This window comes from Flavobacterium sp. (assembly GCF_025352425.1).
GTDB lineage: Bacteria > Bacteroidota > Bacteroidia > Flavobacteriales > Flavobacteriaceae > Flavobacterium.
Genome location: NZ_JANXTI010000040.1, coordinates 1 through 16,118, shown reverse-complemented (window position 1 = coordinate 16,118; position 16,118 = coordinate 1). Strand labels below are relative to the sequence as shown.

Here is a 16,118-nt window from a genome sequence, read left to right as displayed (position 1 = left end):
GTATGACGAATGATTCCATCTTTAAAAATGGCTAAATCTGTTGTTCCGCCACCAATGTCAATTAAGGCAACTCCGGCTTCCTTTTCTTCCTGACTCAAAACAGCATCAGCCGAAGCCAATGGCTCCAATGTCAATCCGGATAATTCGATTCCGGAACTTTGGATACATCTACCAACATTTCTGATAGATGACGCCTGGCCAACTACAACGTGAAAACTTGCTTCCAATCTTCCGCCGTACATTCCGATTGGTTCCTTGATTTCTGACTGGCCATCGATCTTAAATTCCTGTGGTAATACGTGAATAATTTCTTCTCCGGGAAGCATTGCTAGTTTATTTACCTGGTCAATCAGTAACTGAATATCTCTTCCGCTGATTACTTCTTCAGGGTTTGTTCTGATTACATAATCTGTGTGCTGAATACTTCGAATGTGTTGTCCGGCTATACCAACAACCACATCGTTTATTTTATATCCTGAATTTGCTTCTGCCTCTATAACTGCCTGCTGGATAGACTGGATGGTTTGCGTAATATTGTTCACAACACCGCGAGCTACACCAAGACTTTTGGATTTTCCAACACCCAAAATTTCTAATTTTCCATACTCATTCTTCTTGCCTATCATGGCAACAATCTTGGTTGTTCCAATGTCTAAACCTACTGCAATATTCTCTTTTTCCATAATCATCTATTTAATGCAAACCACTTGCTTAGTAAACTTCAGGTTAATCCTTTTGTATTTATTCAAAGTGCTATCTGAAATTGCCTTCTGAAAAAATGCTTTATAATTCTTAAATTTCTTTTCGATGTTAATAGTCCGTCCGAAATCGATTTGAAAATCATAATTCCTGTTCGCCATAATCAAGCTACCGTTAGGCAAAACCTGCACACCGATGATGTTTTTTTTCAAAAACTCATCTTCATTTATCATCCTTAAAACTTCAGATAATTTTTTCTTTTTTACTACCGCAATTTTTCCCGATAATAGCGGCACTCTGGCTGTGTAATTCTCCAATAATGGCATCCTATTTCCCTCATAATCAATATAAAAAGAACCCGTTTCATTGAACACTCTTCCAACTGGTGTTTTTTGTTTTACTACTGCTTTTAAAACTCCATCAACACTGACAAAAACATCCGCTTTCTGGATCATCTGCTGCTTATTGATTGACAGTTCCAATTTCTTCAAATCTAAATCAACTTTATTGATTGTTTTTAAATACTGATTTTTTTCTATTAACAATTTATTAACCATTTCTTCTTTAAGAAAAAGGGTGTTTTTGCCTACAAATACAACCTCTGTTTTCTTTATTTTTCGATGCTCATTTCTATAGGAAGTGAAGGAATACAGGAAGATTACCAATGAAATCATTAGTACAAGTCGGATGTTTGTCCAATTAAAGATTTTCATAATAATGCCTGTTTAATGTTAGGAACTAATTCGCCAATATCTCCCGCTCCGATTGATACAATTATTTTAGCTTTACTTTCTAAAATTGCCGGAATTAAATCCGATTTTGAAATCAGTTTTTTGTTTTGATTTTCAATTTTTGAAAGGAGCCATGCGGATGTAATTCCCTCCATCTGTAATTCGCGCGCCGGATAAATATCTAACAAGAGAATCTCATCAAACTGCGACAAACTTGTAGCAAAATTATCGGCAAAATCTTTAGTTCTGCTGAATAAATGCGGCTGGAAAATCGCCAACACTTTTTCATTCGGATACAATTCACGAACAGCTTGATGCACCGCATTAATTTCTGTTGGATGATGTGCATAATCATCGATGTAAACCAATTTATCAGATTTAATCTGATAGGAAAACCGGCGTTGGATTCCTTTAAATGAAGCCAAGGCTTTAGCGATGGAATTGGTCGGGGTGCCAAACGTTTTTGCCATTGCTAAAGCCATTAAGGCATTCATTAAATTGTGTCTTCCGGGTAAACCGAACTGTATGTTTTCAATTGTTTCTGATGGCGTTTGTACATCAAAAACATAATAACCATTTTCAATCCTGACATTGAAAGCTTTGAAAGTGGCTTCTTCGTCAATGCCCACGGTTAATCCTTCCAGAGGCAAACCTTTAGGCACGAATAAACTCTTTTTATCTTCTACTTTATCGGCAAATTCCCTAAAGGACTCTTCTATAGCGTTCTTATCGCCATAAATATCCAAATGATCAGCATCCATCGAGGTTACACAGGCAATATTCGGATGCAGATACAGAAAGGAGCGGTCGAATTCATCGGCTTCGACAACGGTTACTGTTTTTCCGTTTCCAATTAAATTGGAATGATAGTTTTCTACAATTCCGCCAATAAATGCTGTAATATCGGCACCACTTTCATAAAGTATGTGCCCGAGAATGCTGGATGTTGTTGTTTTTCCGTGCGTTCCGGCAACGGCGAAACAAAACGTATCTTTGGTAATAATTCCCAAAACTTCCGCTCGCTTTTTTACTGTATATTCTCTTTCGATAAAATAATTCCATTCCGAATGCGAAATTGGAACAGCTGGCGTGATAATAACCAAAGTGTTTTCAACATAATAATCAGCCGGAATCAAACTGATATTGTCTTCAAAATGAATTGACATTCCGCCAGCCATCAATTCATCCGTAAGCATGGTCGGTGTTTTGTCATAACCCGAAACATTCTTTCCAATGTTTTGGAAATAACGGGCCAAAGCACTCATTCCGATGCCACCAATTCCGATGAAGTAGACGTTATGTATTTGGTTTAAATTCACTTATTTTATCAACTTAACTATTTGTTCAACGATATCTTTTGTGGCATTTGGTTTGGCCAATTTTTTAATGTTTTCGCTTAATTCATTTTGCAAATTTTTATCGAAAATTAAATTGGAAAAAATCGGTTCAAAAGTGAAATTCAATTCACTTTCCTTAATCATAATGGCTCCGTTTTTATCAACTATTGCTTTCGCATTTTTGGTTTGATGATCTTCGGCTACATTTGGTGATGGAATAAAAATTACCGGTTTTCCAACCAAACACAACTCCGAAACTGATGATGCTCCGGCACGTGAAATCACAAAATCGGCAGCGGCATAAACCAAGTCCATCCTGTCAATAAATGACACCACCTGCACCAACTGGCCATCAGAAAAATGGTTATAATCGTGATAATACAATTTGCCACATTGCCATATAATCTGAATATCTTTTGAAACAAGATTATATATTTCCTTTTCTATCAATTGATTGATTCTTCGGGCGCCCAGACTTCCGCCAAGAACCAAAAGTGTCTTTTTATTGGAATCTAAACTGAAATACTTAATAGCTTCTTTTCTTTTAGAATCAATTTCCAACAAATCCTGACGAACCGGATTCCCTGTCAGAACAATTTTGTCTTTTGGAAAAAACCGCTCTAAATTTTCATATGCCACACAAATTGCTTTGGCCCTTTTGCCCAAGAGTTTGTTGGTAATTCCGGGATAGGAATTTTGCTCCTGGATAAGCGTTGGAATATTCAGTGTACTTGCCGCCTGCAATAAGGGTCCGCTGGCAAAACCGCCGGTTCCAATTACTACATCGGGCTTGAACTCTCTAATTATTTGTCTTGATTTCCACAAACTGCTTGCCACCTTAATTGGAAACATCACATTTTGTAACGTCAGTTTTCGTTGTAAGCCCGCAATCCAAAGCCCTTCTATTCTGTAACCTACCTGCGGCACTTTTTGCATTTCCATTTTGTCTTTCGCTCCAACAAATAGGAATTCGGCATCGGGAAAACGCAATTTCAATTCATTGGCAATAGCAATAGCCGGGTAGATATGTCCACCAGTTCCACCGCCACTTAATATGAATTTCAAATTCCCCATTATTATTATTTATTTAAAACAGCACTCATCGGATTTGCCTTATCTACAATTGAAAAATCTTCCAATTCTGCCGTATCGTCTTCTTGCAATTGTTTGTCAATTAATTTTTGTAAAGCGTCGTCACGTTTTTGTTTTTCGGCTTGCTCTTCGGCAATTTCTTCTTCTTTTTTAGTGACACTTAAAATAATTCCGAGTGCAATGCATGTCATCCAAATAGAACTTCCTCCGCTACTAATAAGTGGCAAAGTTTGTCCGGTTACCGGTAATAATTCGACGGCGACAGCCATATTGGTCATCGCCTGAAAAATTATGGGAAAACCTAAACCGACGACGACGAGTTTCCCGAAAAGCGAATTGGCTTTATGTGCTGCTACTACAAATCGGAATAATAATAATAAATACAATCCTAAAACACATAATCCTCCAATCATCCCGTATTCTTCAACGATAATGGCATAAATAAAATCGGAAGATGACTGTGGCAAGAAGTTTTTCTGCACGCTTTTCCCGGGACCAAGTCCATAAATCCCACCTGAAGCAATCGCTATTTTTGCCTTTTCGATTTGGTAATCATCTTCATCCGGTTTGTCGCTTGTAAAATTGTCAATACGGGCAATCCAGGTATCCACACGATTTGGGAACGCATCCGGAAAAGCTTTGGCAACCAAGATGAAAAATGTTAATCCAATAATTCCTGCCCCGAGTATTATTCCGATATATTTCAGCGGATATTTTCCAATAAACACCAACATAATTACCATTGAAAATATCAAGGCAGCTGTGGATAAATTTGCGGGGAGGATAAAAATTAACGTAATAAAAACGGGCGTCCATAATTCCCAGAGGGAGTTTTGGAACGTGATTGGTGTTTCTCTTTTTTTGGATAAATATCTTGCCACAAAAACGTACAACACAATCGAGGCTAGCGTAGAAGTCTGGAATGTGATTCCAATAAACGGAATCTGTATCCAGCGGCTGGCATTGGCACCATCGATGATGGTTCCTTTAAGCAAAGTATAAATCAGCAATATCCAAACGACAGGCAATAAGATTTTGGATATTGTTTTGAAATAATGATACGGAACTTTATGGACTTTGTATAGAATGAAAAATCCAACCAGTACTTGTGCTGCATGCTTCAGCAAATAGGTAAATGCATTCCCGGAACCATGACGCATGTAAGCTAAATTACTACTCGCACTAAAAACAGGCATAAAGGAAAACAGCGCCAATAAGGCAACGAATGCCCAAATGACTTTATCTCCTTTTAAACTGCTCACTAATTCTTTCATTTTCTATAAATTCTTAACTGCTGCTTTAAATTGATTTCCTCTGTCTTCATAATTTTGGAATAAATCAAAACTTGCGCATGCCGGTGACAGCAAAACCGCGTCGCCTTTTTCTGCAATATGTTTTGCAGTTATTACAGCATCGCGCATATTGTCAACCTCTACCATCATATCAACAACATTCCCAAAAGCATCAATAATTTTTTTGTTATCAACACCAAGGCAGATAATTGCTTTTACCTTTTCGCGAACCAACGACATTATTTCGGCGTAGTCATTTCCTTTATCCACACCACCAACAATCCAAACTGTTGGAGCGGTCATGCTGTCCAAGGCAAAGAAAGTAGCATTCACATTTGTCGCTTTACTGTCGTTGATGTATTGTACATTATGAATTTTAAGCACTCTTTCCAAACGATGCTCTACGCCTTGGAAATTGGATAAACTTTCCCGAATTGTTTGTTTTCTGATTTTCATCAGTTGCGCGACAGAAGTTGCTGCCATCGCATTTTTCAGGTTGTGTTTTCCTTCTAAGGAAACTTCTCCGGTTTTCATTTCAAATTCCTCATTGTTGATGATGATGTCCATAGTGTCGTTTTTTATAAATGCTCCGTTTTCAAAGGTTTTGGTTAGTGAAAAAGGAATTAGTTTTGCTTTTGTTTTGTTTGTTTTTAACCATCCTTCAATTGCTTCATCATCTGCGTCGTAGATGAGATAATCGCTTTCGGTTTGGTTCATTGTTATTCTAAATTTTGACGCTATATAGTTTTCATATTTATATTCGTATCTGTCCAAATGATCCGGACTTATATTTGTTATTATGGCTATGTCCGGTCTGTATTTTATGCATCCGTCTAATTGAAAACTGCTCAATTCCAATACATAACAATCGTAATTCTCTTCGGCTACCTGCCATGCGAAACTCTTTCCGACATTTCCTCCCAATCCTACGTTCAGTCCACCTTCTTTCAGCAAATGATAAGCCAACATTGTCGTAGTCGTTTTGCCGTTGCTTCCTGTGATTCCAATGGTTTTGGCATTGGTAAACTGAATTGCAAATTCAATTTCAGAAATCACAGGAATTCCTTTTTCCAAAAGCTTCTTCACTATTGGCGTTTTTTCCGGAATCCCCGGGCTTTTCATTACCACATCAGCATTCATAATCAGATTTTCGGTATGGGATTCGTCTTCCCATTTAATGGCATTCAGTTTCAGAACTTCCCGGTATTTATCTTTTATTCTTCCAAAGTCAGAAACAAAAACATCGTACCCTTGTTTCTTTCCTAAAATGGCGGTTCCAACACCACTTTCTCCACCGCCAAGTATCACCAATCGTTGCATTATCTCAATTTTAAAGTGACAATAGACACTATGGCAAGTAGAATTGCTACAATCCAGAAACGGGTTACAATTTTACTTTCGTGATATCCCTTCTTTTGATAATGATGGTGCAATGGCGACATGAGGAAAATTCGTTTTCCTTCACCAAATCGATTCTTGGTGTACTTGAAATAAGAAACCTGCAGGATTACTGATAAATTTTCGGCGAAAAAGATGGCGCATAATACCGGCAGCAGCATTTCTTTTCGAACCGAAATAGCCAAAACCGCAATAATTCCACCTATAGTCAAACTTCCTGTATCGCCCATAAACACTGTTGCTGGAAAGGAATTGTACCAAAGAAATCCGATCAATGATCCAACGAAAGCCGCAATAAAAACTGTCATTTCACCTGAATTTGGAATGTACATGATGTTCAGATAGCTTGATAAAATAACGTTACCCGAAACAAAGGCAAAAATTCCGAGTGCGAGTACCGAAATTGCTGAAGTTCCAGCCGCCAATCCATCGATTCCGTCAGTTAAATTGGCTCCGTTTGAAACGGCAGTTATGATAAAAATCACTATTGGAATAAATACCAACCATGCCCAGTTTTCATAACCTTCACCTGTCCATTCGATGATTTTCGCATAATCCAATTCGTTGTTTTTAGTAAACGGAATTGTAGTTACAGTAGATTTAATTTCAGATGGTGTTTGCGAAGCAACCGTTTCAGTTTGATTGAAATTTATTGGTGTCGCCGATCTTTCTCTAACAGTAACTGTTGGATTAAAATACAATACAGAACCTACAATTAATCCTAATCCAACTTGACCAATTACCTTGAAAATTCCTTTTAATCCTTGTTTGTCTTTTTTGAAAATTTTGATATAGTCGTCAATGAATCCGATAGTTCCCATCCAAAGTGTGGTTACAATCAAAAGAATGATATAAATATTATTCAGTTTGGTTAACAGCAAAACCGGAATTAAGGTAGCAATGATGATGATTAATCCACCCATTGTTGGCGTTCCGGCTTTTTGGGTTTGGCCGTCAAGACCGAGTTCTCTAACGGTTTCACCCACTTGTTGGTTTCTCAGGAAAGTGATGATTTTTTTTCCGTAAATGGTTGAAATCATTAACGAAAGTATTAACGCTAAAGCCGAACGGAATGTAATGTATTGGAAAACTCCGGCTCCGGGAATATCCATGGTTTTGTCGAGGTATTCAAATAAATAATATAGCATATCTTTTTATTTATTGAGTTGTTCTAAAATTTCCTTTACAATTTCCATATCGTCAAAATCATGGCGAACACCGTTAATTTCCTGATAAGTTTCATGTCCTTTTCCGGCAATCAGGATAATATCATTTGGCCCTGCGAGCTGACAAGCGGTTTTAATAGCTTGTTTTCTATCAACAATGGATAATGTTTTTCTTTGATTTTGAGCTTGTACTCCTTCTTCCATATCGGCAATAATGTCAATTGGATCTTCGGTTCTGGGGTTGTCAGAAGTGATGATTACTTTATTGCTCATAGTTGAAGCAATGTTTGCCATGATAGGTCTCTTCGTTTTGTCTCTATCGCCTCCACAACCTATAACTGTTATTAGTTGCTCGTTATTGGAACGAATATCATTGATGGTTTTCAAGACATTTTCCAAAGCATCCGGAGTGTGGGCATAATCCACGATTGTGGTAATTTGGAAATTGGAAACAATAAACTGAAAACGCCCGGAAACACTTTCCAATTCTGATAATAATCGCAACGCTTCTAATTTATCCAATCCTAATTCGATCGCCGTCCCATAGATTGCCAATAAATTGTAGGCATTGAACGTTCCGATTAACCGAACCCAAACTTCGCTTTCATTAATCTTCAACAACAATCCCGATAATTGATTTTCAAGAATCTGCGCTTTATAATCAGCGTACGATTTCAAAGCGTAAGTCAGTTTTCGTGCTGCTGTATTCTGAATCATTACCAACCCGTTCTTGTCATCAATGTTAGTCAATGCAAACGCTGATTTTGGCAAATGATCGAAAAATGATTTTTTTACATCGCGGTATTCCGCAAAAGTTGGGTGGTAATCTAAATGGTCGTGCGACAAATTCGTAAAAACGCCACCGTCAAAATGCAATGCTTCGGTACGTTTTTGATGAATTCCGTGTGAACTCACTTCCATAAAACAATATTCAACACCAACTTCACTCATTTCTGCCAAATAATAATTGATAGTTAACGAATCCGGTGTGGTGTGTGTGGCTTTATATTCCTTATCATCGACCATAATTTTTACGGTTGATAACAAGCCAACTTTATAGCCTGCTTTTTGGAATAATTGGTACAATAAAGACGCGATAGTTGTTTTACCATTCGTACCTGTTATCCCAACCAATTTTAAATTTTGTGATGGATTCCCATAATAATTCGCCGCTAAAAACGCTAACGCAGTATTGGTGTCTTTCACCTGAATATAGGTAACTCCGGTAACAATAACTTCCGGAAATGTATCGCAAACAATTACTATTGCGCCGAGATTTATCGCTTTTTCAATAAAATCATGACCGTTGGAAACCGTTCCGCGAATGGCTACAAAAACATCATTCTCTACCACTTTTCGTGAGTCGAATTCAATTTTGTTTATAGTCATTTCAGTCGAACCTTTTACTGCTTCGATGGCTACTTTATATAATATGTCTTTTAAAATAATCACGATAATTCCAGTATGATTGTTTTGTTTTTATCTAAAGATTCTCCGGCAGGAATAGATTGTTTTTTTACTTTGCCAATTCCTATGACTTTTACTTTCAGTTTTAAATTTTCTAAAAGAGCCACGGCATCCATTCCGCTCATTCCTTTTAGGTTTGGAATAACTTTGATTTCAGAATTGGATTTAATTTTATAATCGTCGTAGGCCACTTCCTGTTTTGTGATTTTTTTGTTCAGGTTTTTGATTTCATTTGTTGATGGAGAATCTGTAAAAATCTTTTGTGCGATACGCTTGAAAACCGGTCCGGCAACATCGGCACCGTAATAATTATTTCCGGAAGTATTTGGTTTATGAACGACAACTATGCAGGAATATTTAGGTTTTTCAGCGGGAAAAAATCCAACGAAAGAAGAAATATAATGCTTCTCGCTTCCGCCATTATGACCATAATTGGCTTGTGCGGTTCCTGTTTTACCGGCCATCGAAAAATCTTTGGAATACAACTTAGCACCAGTTCCCTTTTTTACCACATTCTGTAAAACTGCTTTTAACTTTGAAATGGTTTCGTCAGAACAAATCTTCGGATTGATGACTTGTTTGTCGTATTTTTTTATGATTTTATTCCATTCTTTTATTTCGGAAACAAATTGGGGCTTTACCATTTCACCATTATTGGCGATGGCATTATATAACGTCAGTGTTTGCAGTGGAGTTACTGAAACACCATATCCAAAAGCCATCCATGGCAAGGCAATCGGATTCCAACTTTTTTCTCCCGGTTGTGGGATGATTGGTTTTCCTTCTCCCTGAAATGGTAATCCTAACGGTTTGTTCAATCCCATTCGGTCAATTCTGTCAACAAATTGTTGCGGATTATTTTTGTAGTTTTCATAGACCGCCTGAACCATTACCGTATTAGAAGAAACTTCAAATCCTCTTGCGATGGAAATTCTTCCATAACCGCCTTCGTGGGAATCGCGTACTTTATCTTTACCATATGTAATTATACCCCCATGGCTGTCGTATACTTTGCTAGTGTCAATTTTATGGTCATCAAGTAAGGCAATCATGTCCACTAACTTAAAGGTCGAGCCCGGTTCGTGAGATTCTGCTATCGCATAATTTGTAGTTTCAAAATAGGTTGAATCGGTTTCTTTTAACTTCCCAAGATTAGAGATGGCTTTTATTTTTCCGGTTTTGGTTTCCATTACCACAACACAACCATGCTCCGCCTTAAATTCAGTCAAAGCTTTCAACAAGGCATGATGCGCGATATCCTGAATGTAAACATCAATGGTCGAAATCACGTCGTAACCATCTTGTGGATCCACTTCGTTCACATCACGAATAGGCTTCCATTGTCCTTTTGCTATTTTTTGTTTTAAAACTTTACCGTCTTTTCCGTTCAGGTATTTTCTAAAAGACCATTCTATTCCTTTTCCAACACGTATTCCACCTTCATCGATTCGATCATACCCAATAGTCCTTTCCGCAATCTTTCCAATCGGATGTTCACGAACGGTTTCCTGCTCAGTAATCATTCCGCCTTTATTGGCGCCTAAATTGAAAAGTGGAAAACCTTTGATTTTGATGTATTCAGTATAACTTAAATCACGTGCAACTAATAAATATCTGTTTTTGTTGGCGCGCGCCATTCTTAATTGGGTGTAAAAAAAAGAACTTGATTTGCCCAACATTTTTGCCAATGAATCGGACAAAGGTTTTACGTTTCTTTCAAAAGATGCGCTTTTTGGTGCTACCGCATCGAATCGGATATTATAATTAGGAATTGAAGTGGCCAGTAAACTTCCGTCAGAAGAATAAATGTTTCCTTTATTTGCGGGAATTACAAAACTTTTAACCGTTTCTTTTTGGGCCAATTCACGCAGCCTTGGACCTTCTACCCATTGAATCCTGGTCAAGTAGAAAGTAATTAGTGCCGCCATTATGAAGATGCTAAACGCAACTAAATAAATTCGGTAGGAGATATGTTTATCTTCTATTGCCATAGTTTTTGAAAGAAACTTTTTTCTGCTGGTTTTTTAACTTTTATCTTTTGTGGCGGAACCGACGATGGAAAAATTTGTCTTTCTTCCATTTTTTCAGAAACTGTTGATTCCATTTTTAATTTCATTAATTCGGAGCGTTTATCTACAAACTCAGAACGCAATTCCTTTACTTCATTTGTAAGTTCGGTGATTCGAAAGCACTTTTGTTCAAATCGGTGTGTATTGGCAATCATCAAAAGCGCTAACAGAAACAGGAATACTATGAAACGCCAGTTTCTCGTAGCATCTTCATTGACTAAAAACCGAGCTTTTAATATGCTGTAAACTCCTTTTTTCATTTTCTTATTTCTTTTCTGCTACCCTTAGCTTTGCGCTTCTCGCCCTGTTATTCTCTTTTATTTCTGCGTCCGATGGAACGATTAACTTTTCGATGCTTTTAAACGGAACCGAAAAATTTCCGAAAAAATCTCGTTCCGGTTCACCTTCAAACATTCCGTTTTTTATAAAACGTTTTACCAATCTGTCTTCCAAAGAATGGTATGAAATCACGCTTAATCTTCCTTCGGGTTTCAATATTTCAAGTGATTGTTCCAAAAACTCCTTTAAAACATCCATTTCCTGATTCACTTCAATTCGGATTGCCTGATAGATTTGAGCCAAAATTTTATTTTTGAAGTGCTCAGGTAAAAACCTTGACAAAACGGTTTTCAATTCATCTGTAGTACTGATGGCTTTATTTTCTCTTGCCTCGATAATTGTTCGGGCTAAGGCCGGAGCTACTTTCAATTCTCCGTAATCCAAAAACACCCTTTTTAAATTGGCTTCGTCATATTCATTTACCACTTTGAAAGCATCCAATTCATTTTTTTTACTCATTCTCATATCTAAATCGGCATCAAAGCGGGTAGAAAAACCTCTTTCCGGAACGTCAAACTGATGTGATGAAACTCCTAAATCGGCCAAAATTCCATCTACGCTTTTCACACCGTGAAACCTTAAAAAACGTTTGATGTATCTGAAATTTTCCGGTATTAGTGTAAATCTTTCATCTGGCAAAGCATTGGCAAAAGCATCTTCGTCCTGGTCAAATCCGAATAGTTTTCCGTTTGGGCCTAATCGGTTCAAAATTTCTTTTGAATGTCCGCCACCACCAAAAGTCACATCAACATAAACGCCATCAGGTTTGATATTCAATCCGTCAACAGTTTCTTTAAGCAAAACCGGATTATGATATTCCATCGCTGTCATCATTACTATTCCCCATTACGTCTTCGGCCAAATTTGCAAATTCGTCATCATCACCCGCAATTGCCTTTTCATATAAATCTTTATCCCAAATCTCAACGATATTTACCGCAGAAGACAACACTATGTCTTTGGAGATTTTACTAAAGCCAACTAAATCTTTTGGAATTAACAATCTGCCCAAGTCGTCAACTTCTACCACTTTTACGCCAGCGGTAAACCGACGAATGAAGTCGTTATTTTTCTTTACAAAGCGATTCAATTTGTTGATTTTTTGCATCATCAAATTCCACTCTGTCATGGGATATAACTCTAAACAAGGTTGGAAGACAGAACGCTTTAAGACAAAGCCGTCCTGAGGAGCGAGTTGCTTCTTTAAGGCGGAAGGAATCATGAGTCTTCCCTTCGCATCAACTTTACATTCGTATGTCCCTATTATGGTGTTCAATTTGGTTTTGTTCTGTTACGAGCAAAAATATAAAAATATTTACCACATATTACCACAAAATACCACTTTGTTAATAAGTTTTACCACTTTGATTACTTTTTGACGAAAAAACGCTTCAAATTTTTTAGTTTAAATTTTAAGAACCCGGGTAAGAAACGTGTACTCATAAAACAGAAGCAATCTAAAATTTGATAGTGCTGCTTTTTGTCTTAATCATATGAATCTAATTTTTATTAAATGTTAATAATTAATACATTGTTTCCTTCCAGAATGTTACGAGAATTCTAAGTTTTAGCAGTAAATAATCCGCATATAAATAGGTCTTTATCTATAAAATCATATATTTGTTCCCGAGGCATAATGCAAAAAATCATATGGAAGGAAAATTTAAAAAAGAAGGTAGATATTCCTATTTTGAAGCTGGAGAAGGCACGCCAATAGTGGTTTTACATGGATTAATGGGCGGGCTGAGTAACTTTGATGGAGTTGCTACTTATTTTCCGTCGAAAGGTTACAAAGTTGTCATACCCGAGTTACCGCTCTATTCCCAAAATATTTTAAAAACCAATGTAAAAGCTTTTGCAAAGTATGTAAAAGACTTTATCAATTTTAAAGGTTTTGACAGAGTAATTCTATTGGGCAATTCTCTTGGCGGACACATTGCTTTGTATCATGCAAAAGTATATCCTGAAAAAGTTGCGGGACTTGTAATTACGGGAAGTTCAGGTCTTTATGAAAGTGCTATGGGGGATAGTTACCCTAAACGTGGCGATTACGAGTATATTAGAAAAAAAGCGGAAGCTGTTTTTTATGATCCTGCGATTGCCTCTAAAGAAATTGTTGACGAAGTTTTCTCTGTTGTAAATGACAGAATAAAAGTCATTAAAACATTAACGATTGCCAAAAGTGCCATTCGTCATAATATGGCAAAGGATTTACCAAAAATGCATATAAAAACGTGCCTTATCTGGGGGAAAAATGATCAGGTTACGCCGCCAGAAGTTGCAGAAGAATTCAAAAAACTAATGCCTAATTCTAAATTATACTGGATTGACAAATGTGGTCACGCTGCAATGATGGAGCATCCCGAGGAATTTAACCGTTTGCTGCACAAATGGTTAAAAAAAGCACACTTATAAACTAAAGGTCCTTTATAGGACTTTTATTTTAAAAATAAACATGAAAATTAATACAGCCGAATTTATAATCAGCAATTCTGATGTCAGCAAATGTCCTTTGGAACGTTTGCCGGAATATGCATTTATTGGTCGCTCCAATGTTGGAAAATCATCCTTAATCAACATGTTGACCAATCATAAAAATTTGGCAAAGACATCTGGGAAGCCCGGAAAAACACAATTAATAAATCATTTCAAAATCAATTCGAATTGGTTTTTGGTCGATTTACCCGGTTATGGTTATGCCCGTGTTTCTAAAAGAACAAAAGAAGTTTTTCAAGAATTTATTACCGATTATTTTGAAAAAAGAGCACAGTTAGTTTGTGCATTTGTCCTAATTGATATTCGATTGGAAGCTCAAAAAATCGATTTGGAATTCATCAATTATCTGGGTGAAATTGAAGTGCCGTTTTGCATCGTTTTCACTAAAGCAGATAAAATAAGCAAGGGCAAAATTGATTCCCATATTACTGCTTACAGAAAAGCACTTTTGGCAAACAACTGGGAAGAAATGCCACAACATTTTGTAACATCAGCTACAGAAACTACTGGCAGAGAAGCTGTTTTGGATTATATTGACGATATAAATACTGAAGTTTTTAAAGACCTGAATCAGTTTTAATTTCTATTTCTTCAACTCTAGTTTTTCGGCAAAATAATCACAGAAATCCTTCATTGTTTCGACCATTTTTTCATCTTGGGTAGCACGTTGAAACGTATCTGACATAGCTACCAATGTTTGATGAAAAAATAGTTTCATTTCGTCAACCGGCATGTCTTTTGTCCACAAATCTATACGAAGGGTTTCCTGAATTTTACTGTTCCAGATAGAGAGCATTATAGCTTTCGCATCTTCCTTTTCAACGCCGCCATCCAGTGCTGACCAAGTTAGTTTTTCGGGAACCCGATTTTCATCTAATTCAACTAGAAATTTTATTTCTGAAGTGATGTTTTTACTCATCTGTCTTTTTGGGTTTGTATTTTGATTTTTCAAATATTTCTTTGGCATCCATTTTAAGCATTTCCTGCATAGCAATTTCATTATTTTGCATGAACGAGCGGACAATTTGCCACCCAATCCATTGTCCTACTCTTCCTGGAGATTCGTTATCAATCTCTAAATAAAATTTAGAAAAAGGGGCGAGGTTTATAAAACGATTTGGCAATTTAGAATCCGTGCTATATAATAATTCCTTTTCTATAAAATAACGCCAAATGTAGCTTTCATTTTCCTGACACCAAGTAATTTGTTCAGGCAGATAGCCAATTTTTTCGGCATCGTTATAATTTGGCAACAGCTCATCTTTTAAATACAATTGTTTTCCATAATATATCATCTCGGAAAGCAAGGTTTTTTCTCGCTCCGGCGGAATTTTTCCTAAGGAAAAGCTCGTTACTATATCGGGCATCATTTGTCTTTCCTCTAAATTTTGTTTTATGTATTTGGCTTTATCATAAAATTTGTGGTCTTTGCCAAGATAGAGTTCCAATGCAATTATCAATTTATCATTAGCATAAATGGCTTTACTGTTATCATCCATATCGGCAATAACAGTATATACTTTTGGTATGGTGGCATTTGGAAAATAATATTTTATGTGCTTGAACAAATCCTCAATCTCTGAAGTTTGTTTATCGAAATTAGAGTATTTTTTTTCTACTGCCTGAGATAATTCTCTCCACAAAGGGTTTTGCATTTTTTCGACCCAAACGCTATCTGATACTCCTTCGGGAAAGAAAAAAGGATATTTTGCTTTTAGTTTAGCTAACTCATTTGGTGGTGTTTCAAAAAAAGCTTTATCAAAGCGATATACTTTAAGCTCCATCGGAATTTCTTCTACTGCTTTTTCAACTTTTGATTTTTTATCACAGGAAGTAAATGCTGCAACAACTAAAAGCGCTACTATATATTTTCTCATTTATAAAATAATATCTAACCCGTTGGGTGTAATTAAATAATTTGATTTTTAATATTGTTTATTGGTCTATCAAATATGAATTTATTGATATATTGAACCAAAGTTAATGCTGTTATTTTAGCTAAAATTCTTGTTTTAAATCCTTCAAAAGATTT

At 36.6% G+C, this 16,118-nt stretch carries 16 protein-coding genes and 1 pseudogene; 2 read left to right on the top strand and 15 right to left on the bottom strand.

Features of this window, described 5'->3' with window-relative positions; genetic code table 11:
• The 12 genes from ftsA to mraZ all read right to left on the bottom strand — a co-directional run.
• Positions 1-683 (bottom strand): cell division protein FtsA (gene ftsA / locus Q0Q99_RS06155; protein ID WP_293893009.1); only part of this gene is annotated, 683 nt, incomplete at its 3' end.
• 6 nt (positions 684-689) lie between these two features.
• Positions 690-1,412 (bottom strand): cell division protein FtsQ, encoded by a 723-nt coding sequence (locus Q0Q99_RS06150; protein WP_293893006.1) that lies wholly within the window; start codon positions 1,410-1,412, stop codon positions 690-692.
• Positions 1,409-2,749 carry a UDP-N-acetylmuramate--L-alanine ligase gene (murC, locus tag Q0Q99_RS06145; RefSeq protein ID WP_293893003.1) on the bottom strand — a complete coding sequence of 447 codons (1,341 nt, stop codon included), beginning with the start codon at positions 2,747-2,749 and terminating at the stop codon, positions 1,409-1,411. Before murC ends, Q0Q99_RS06150 begins: the two co-directional genes overlap by 4 nt.
• On the bottom strand, positions 2,750-3,841 hold the full coding sequence (murG, locus tag Q0Q99_RS06140) for an undecaprenyldiphospho-muramoylpentapeptide beta-N-acetylglucosaminyltransferase (protein ID WP_293893000.1): 1,092 nt from the start codon (positions 3,839-3,841) through the stop codon (positions 2,750-2,752).
• Between the two features lie 5 nt (positions 3,842-3,846).
• Positions 3,847-5,133: an FtsW/RodA/SpoVE family cell cycle protein gene (locus Q0Q99_RS06135; protein ID WP_293892997.1), complete on the bottom strand. Its 1,287-nt coding sequence runs from the start codon at positions 5,131-5,133 to the stop codon at positions 3,847-3,849.
• Positions 5,134-5,136: 3 nt separating this feature from the next.
• On the bottom strand, positions 5,137-6,471 hold the full coding sequence (gene murD / locus Q0Q99_RS06130) for a UDP-N-acetylmuramoyl-L-alanine--D-glutamate ligase (RefSeq protein ID WP_293892994.1): 1,335 nt from the start codon (positions 6,469-6,471) through the stop codon (positions 5,137-5,139).
• Positions 6,471-7,697 carry a phospho-N-acetylmuramoyl-pentapeptide-transferase gene (gene mraY, locus Q0Q99_RS06125; RefSeq protein ID WP_293892991.1) on the bottom strand — a complete coding sequence of 409 codons (1,227 nt, stop codon included), beginning with the start codon at positions 7,695-7,697 and terminating at the stop codon, positions 6,471-6,473. Before mraY ends, murD begins: the two co-directional genes overlap by 1 nt.
• Before the next feature lie 6 nt (positions 7,698-7,703).
• Positions 7,704-9,167, bottom strand: coding sequence for a UDP-N-acetylmuramoyl-L-alanyl-D-glutamate--2,6-diaminopimelate ligase (locus Q0Q99_RS06120; protein ID WP_293892988.1), 1,464 nt, complete (start codon positions 9,165-9,167; stop codon positions 7,704-7,706).
• Positions 9,164-11,173 (bottom strand): penicillin-binding protein, encoded by a 2,010-nt coding sequence (locus tag Q0Q99_RS06115; RefSeq protein WP_293892985.1) that lies wholly within the window; start codon positions 11,171-11,173, stop codon positions 9,164-9,166. Before Q0Q99_RS06115 ends, Q0Q99_RS06120 begins: the two co-directional genes overlap by 4 nt.
• Positions 11,164-11,511, bottom strand: coding sequence for an FtsL-like putative cell division protein (locus Q0Q99_RS06110; protein ID WP_293892982.1), 348 nt, complete (start codon positions 11,509-11,511; stop codon positions 11,164-11,166). The genes Q0Q99_RS06115 and Q0Q99_RS06110 overlap by 10 nt, the downstream gene beginning before the upstream one ends.
• Before the next feature lie 4 nt (positions 11,512-11,515).
• Complete coding sequence (gene rsmH / locus Q0Q99_RS06105) at positions 11,516-12,424, bottom strand: 16S rRNA (cytosine(1402)-N(4))-methyltransferase RsmH (RefSeq protein WP_293892979.1); 909 nt, start codon at positions 12,422-12,424, stop codon at positions 11,516-11,518.
• A complete protein-coding gene (gene mraZ, locus Q0Q99_RS06100) occupies positions 12,399-12,866 on the bottom strand; it encodes a division/cell wall cluster transcriptional repressor MraZ (RefSeq protein WP_293892976.1) in 468 nt (155 codons plus the stop codon). Before mraZ ends, rsmH begins: the two co-directional genes overlap by 26 nt.
• 374 nt (positions 12,867-13,240) lie before the next feature.
• Here mraZ and Q0Q99_RS06095 point away from each other — a divergent pair, with 374 nt between their 5' ends.
• Positions 13,241-14,005: an alpha/beta hydrolase gene (locus Q0Q99_RS06095; RefSeq protein ID WP_293892973.1), complete on the top strand. Its 765-nt coding sequence runs from the start codon at positions 13,241-13,243 to the stop codon at positions 14,003-14,005.
• A 40-nt stretch (positions 14,006-14,045) separates the two neighbouring features.
• Entirely contained in the window at positions 14,046-14,666 is a 621-nt protein-coding gene (gene yihA, locus Q0Q99_RS06090) for a ribosome biogenesis GTP-binding protein YihA/YsxC (protein WP_293892970.1), read from the top strand.
• Between the two features lie 3 nt (positions 14,667-14,669).
• On the opposite strand, the gene gldC is transcribed toward yihA, so the two are convergent.
• From gldC to Q0Q99_RS06075, 3 genes and pseudogenes are all read right to left on the bottom strand, one after another.
• On the bottom strand, positions 14,670-15,005 hold the full coding sequence (gene gldC / locus Q0Q99_RS06085; protein ID WP_293892967.1) for a gliding motility protein GldC: 336 nt from the start codon (positions 15,003-15,005) through the stop codon (positions 14,670-14,672).
• Positions 14,998-15,963: a gliding motility lipoprotein GldB gene (gene gldB, locus Q0Q99_RS06080; RefSeq protein WP_293892964.1), complete on the bottom strand. Its 966-nt coding sequence runs from the start codon at positions 15,961-15,963 to the stop codon at positions 14,998-15,000. The genes gldC and gldB overlap by 8 nt, the downstream gene beginning before the upstream one ends.
• A 32-nt stretch (positions 15,964-15,995) precedes the next feature.
• Positions 15,996-16,118: pseudogene (locus Q0Q99_RS06075) on the bottom strand (IS982 family transposase); the annotation flags it as partial.

Excerpts from the sequence above, each read along its gene's own strand:
- rsmH (WP_293892979.1), bottom strand. The coding sequence starts at position 12,424 with ATGATGACAGCGATGGAATATCATAATCCGGTTTTGCTTAAAGAAACT.
- mraY (WP_293892991.1), bottom strand. The coding sequence starts at position 7,697 with ATGCTATATTATTTATTTGAATACCTCGACAAAACCATGGATATTCCC.
- gldB (WP_293892964.1), bottom strand. The coding sequence starts at position 15,963 with ATGAGAAAATATATAGTAGCGCTTTTAGTTGTTGCAGCATTTACTTCC.
- gldC (WP_293892967.1), bottom strand. The coding sequence starts at position 15,005 with ATGAGTAAAAACATCACTTCAGAAATAAAATTTCTAGTTGAATTAGAT.
- Q0Q99_RS06095 (WP_293892973.1), top strand. The coding sequence starts at position 13,241 with ATGGAAGGAAAATTTAAAAAAGAAGGTAGATATTCCTATTTTGAAGCT.
- Q0Q99_RS06115 (WP_293892985.1), bottom strand. The coding sequence starts at position 11,173 with ATGGCAATAGAAGATAAACATATCTCCTACCGAATTTATTTAGTTGCG.
- murG (WP_293893000.1), bottom strand. The coding sequence starts at position 3,841 with ATGGGGAATTTGAAATTCATATTAAGTGGCGGTGGAACTGGTGGACAT.
- Q0Q99_RS06150 (WP_293893006.1), bottom strand. The coding sequence starts at position 1,412 with ATGAAAATCTTTAATTGGACAAACATCCGACTTGTACTAATGATTTCA.
- Q0Q99_RS06135 (WP_293892997.1), bottom strand. The coding sequence starts at position 5,133 with ATGAAAGAATTAGTGAGCAGTTTAAAAGGAGATAAAGTCATTTGGGCA.
- yihA (WP_293892970.1), top strand. The coding sequence starts at position 14,046 with ATGAAAATTAATACAGCCGAATTTATAATCAGCAATTCTGATGTCAGC.
- murD (WP_293892994.1), bottom strand. The coding sequence starts at position 6,471 with ATGCAACGATTGGTGATACTTGGCGGTGGAGAAAGTGGTGTTGGAACC.
- Q0Q99_RS06110 (WP_293892982.1), bottom strand. The coding sequence starts at position 11,511 with ATGAAAAAAGGAGTTTACAGCATATTAAAAGCTCGGTTTTTAGTCAAT.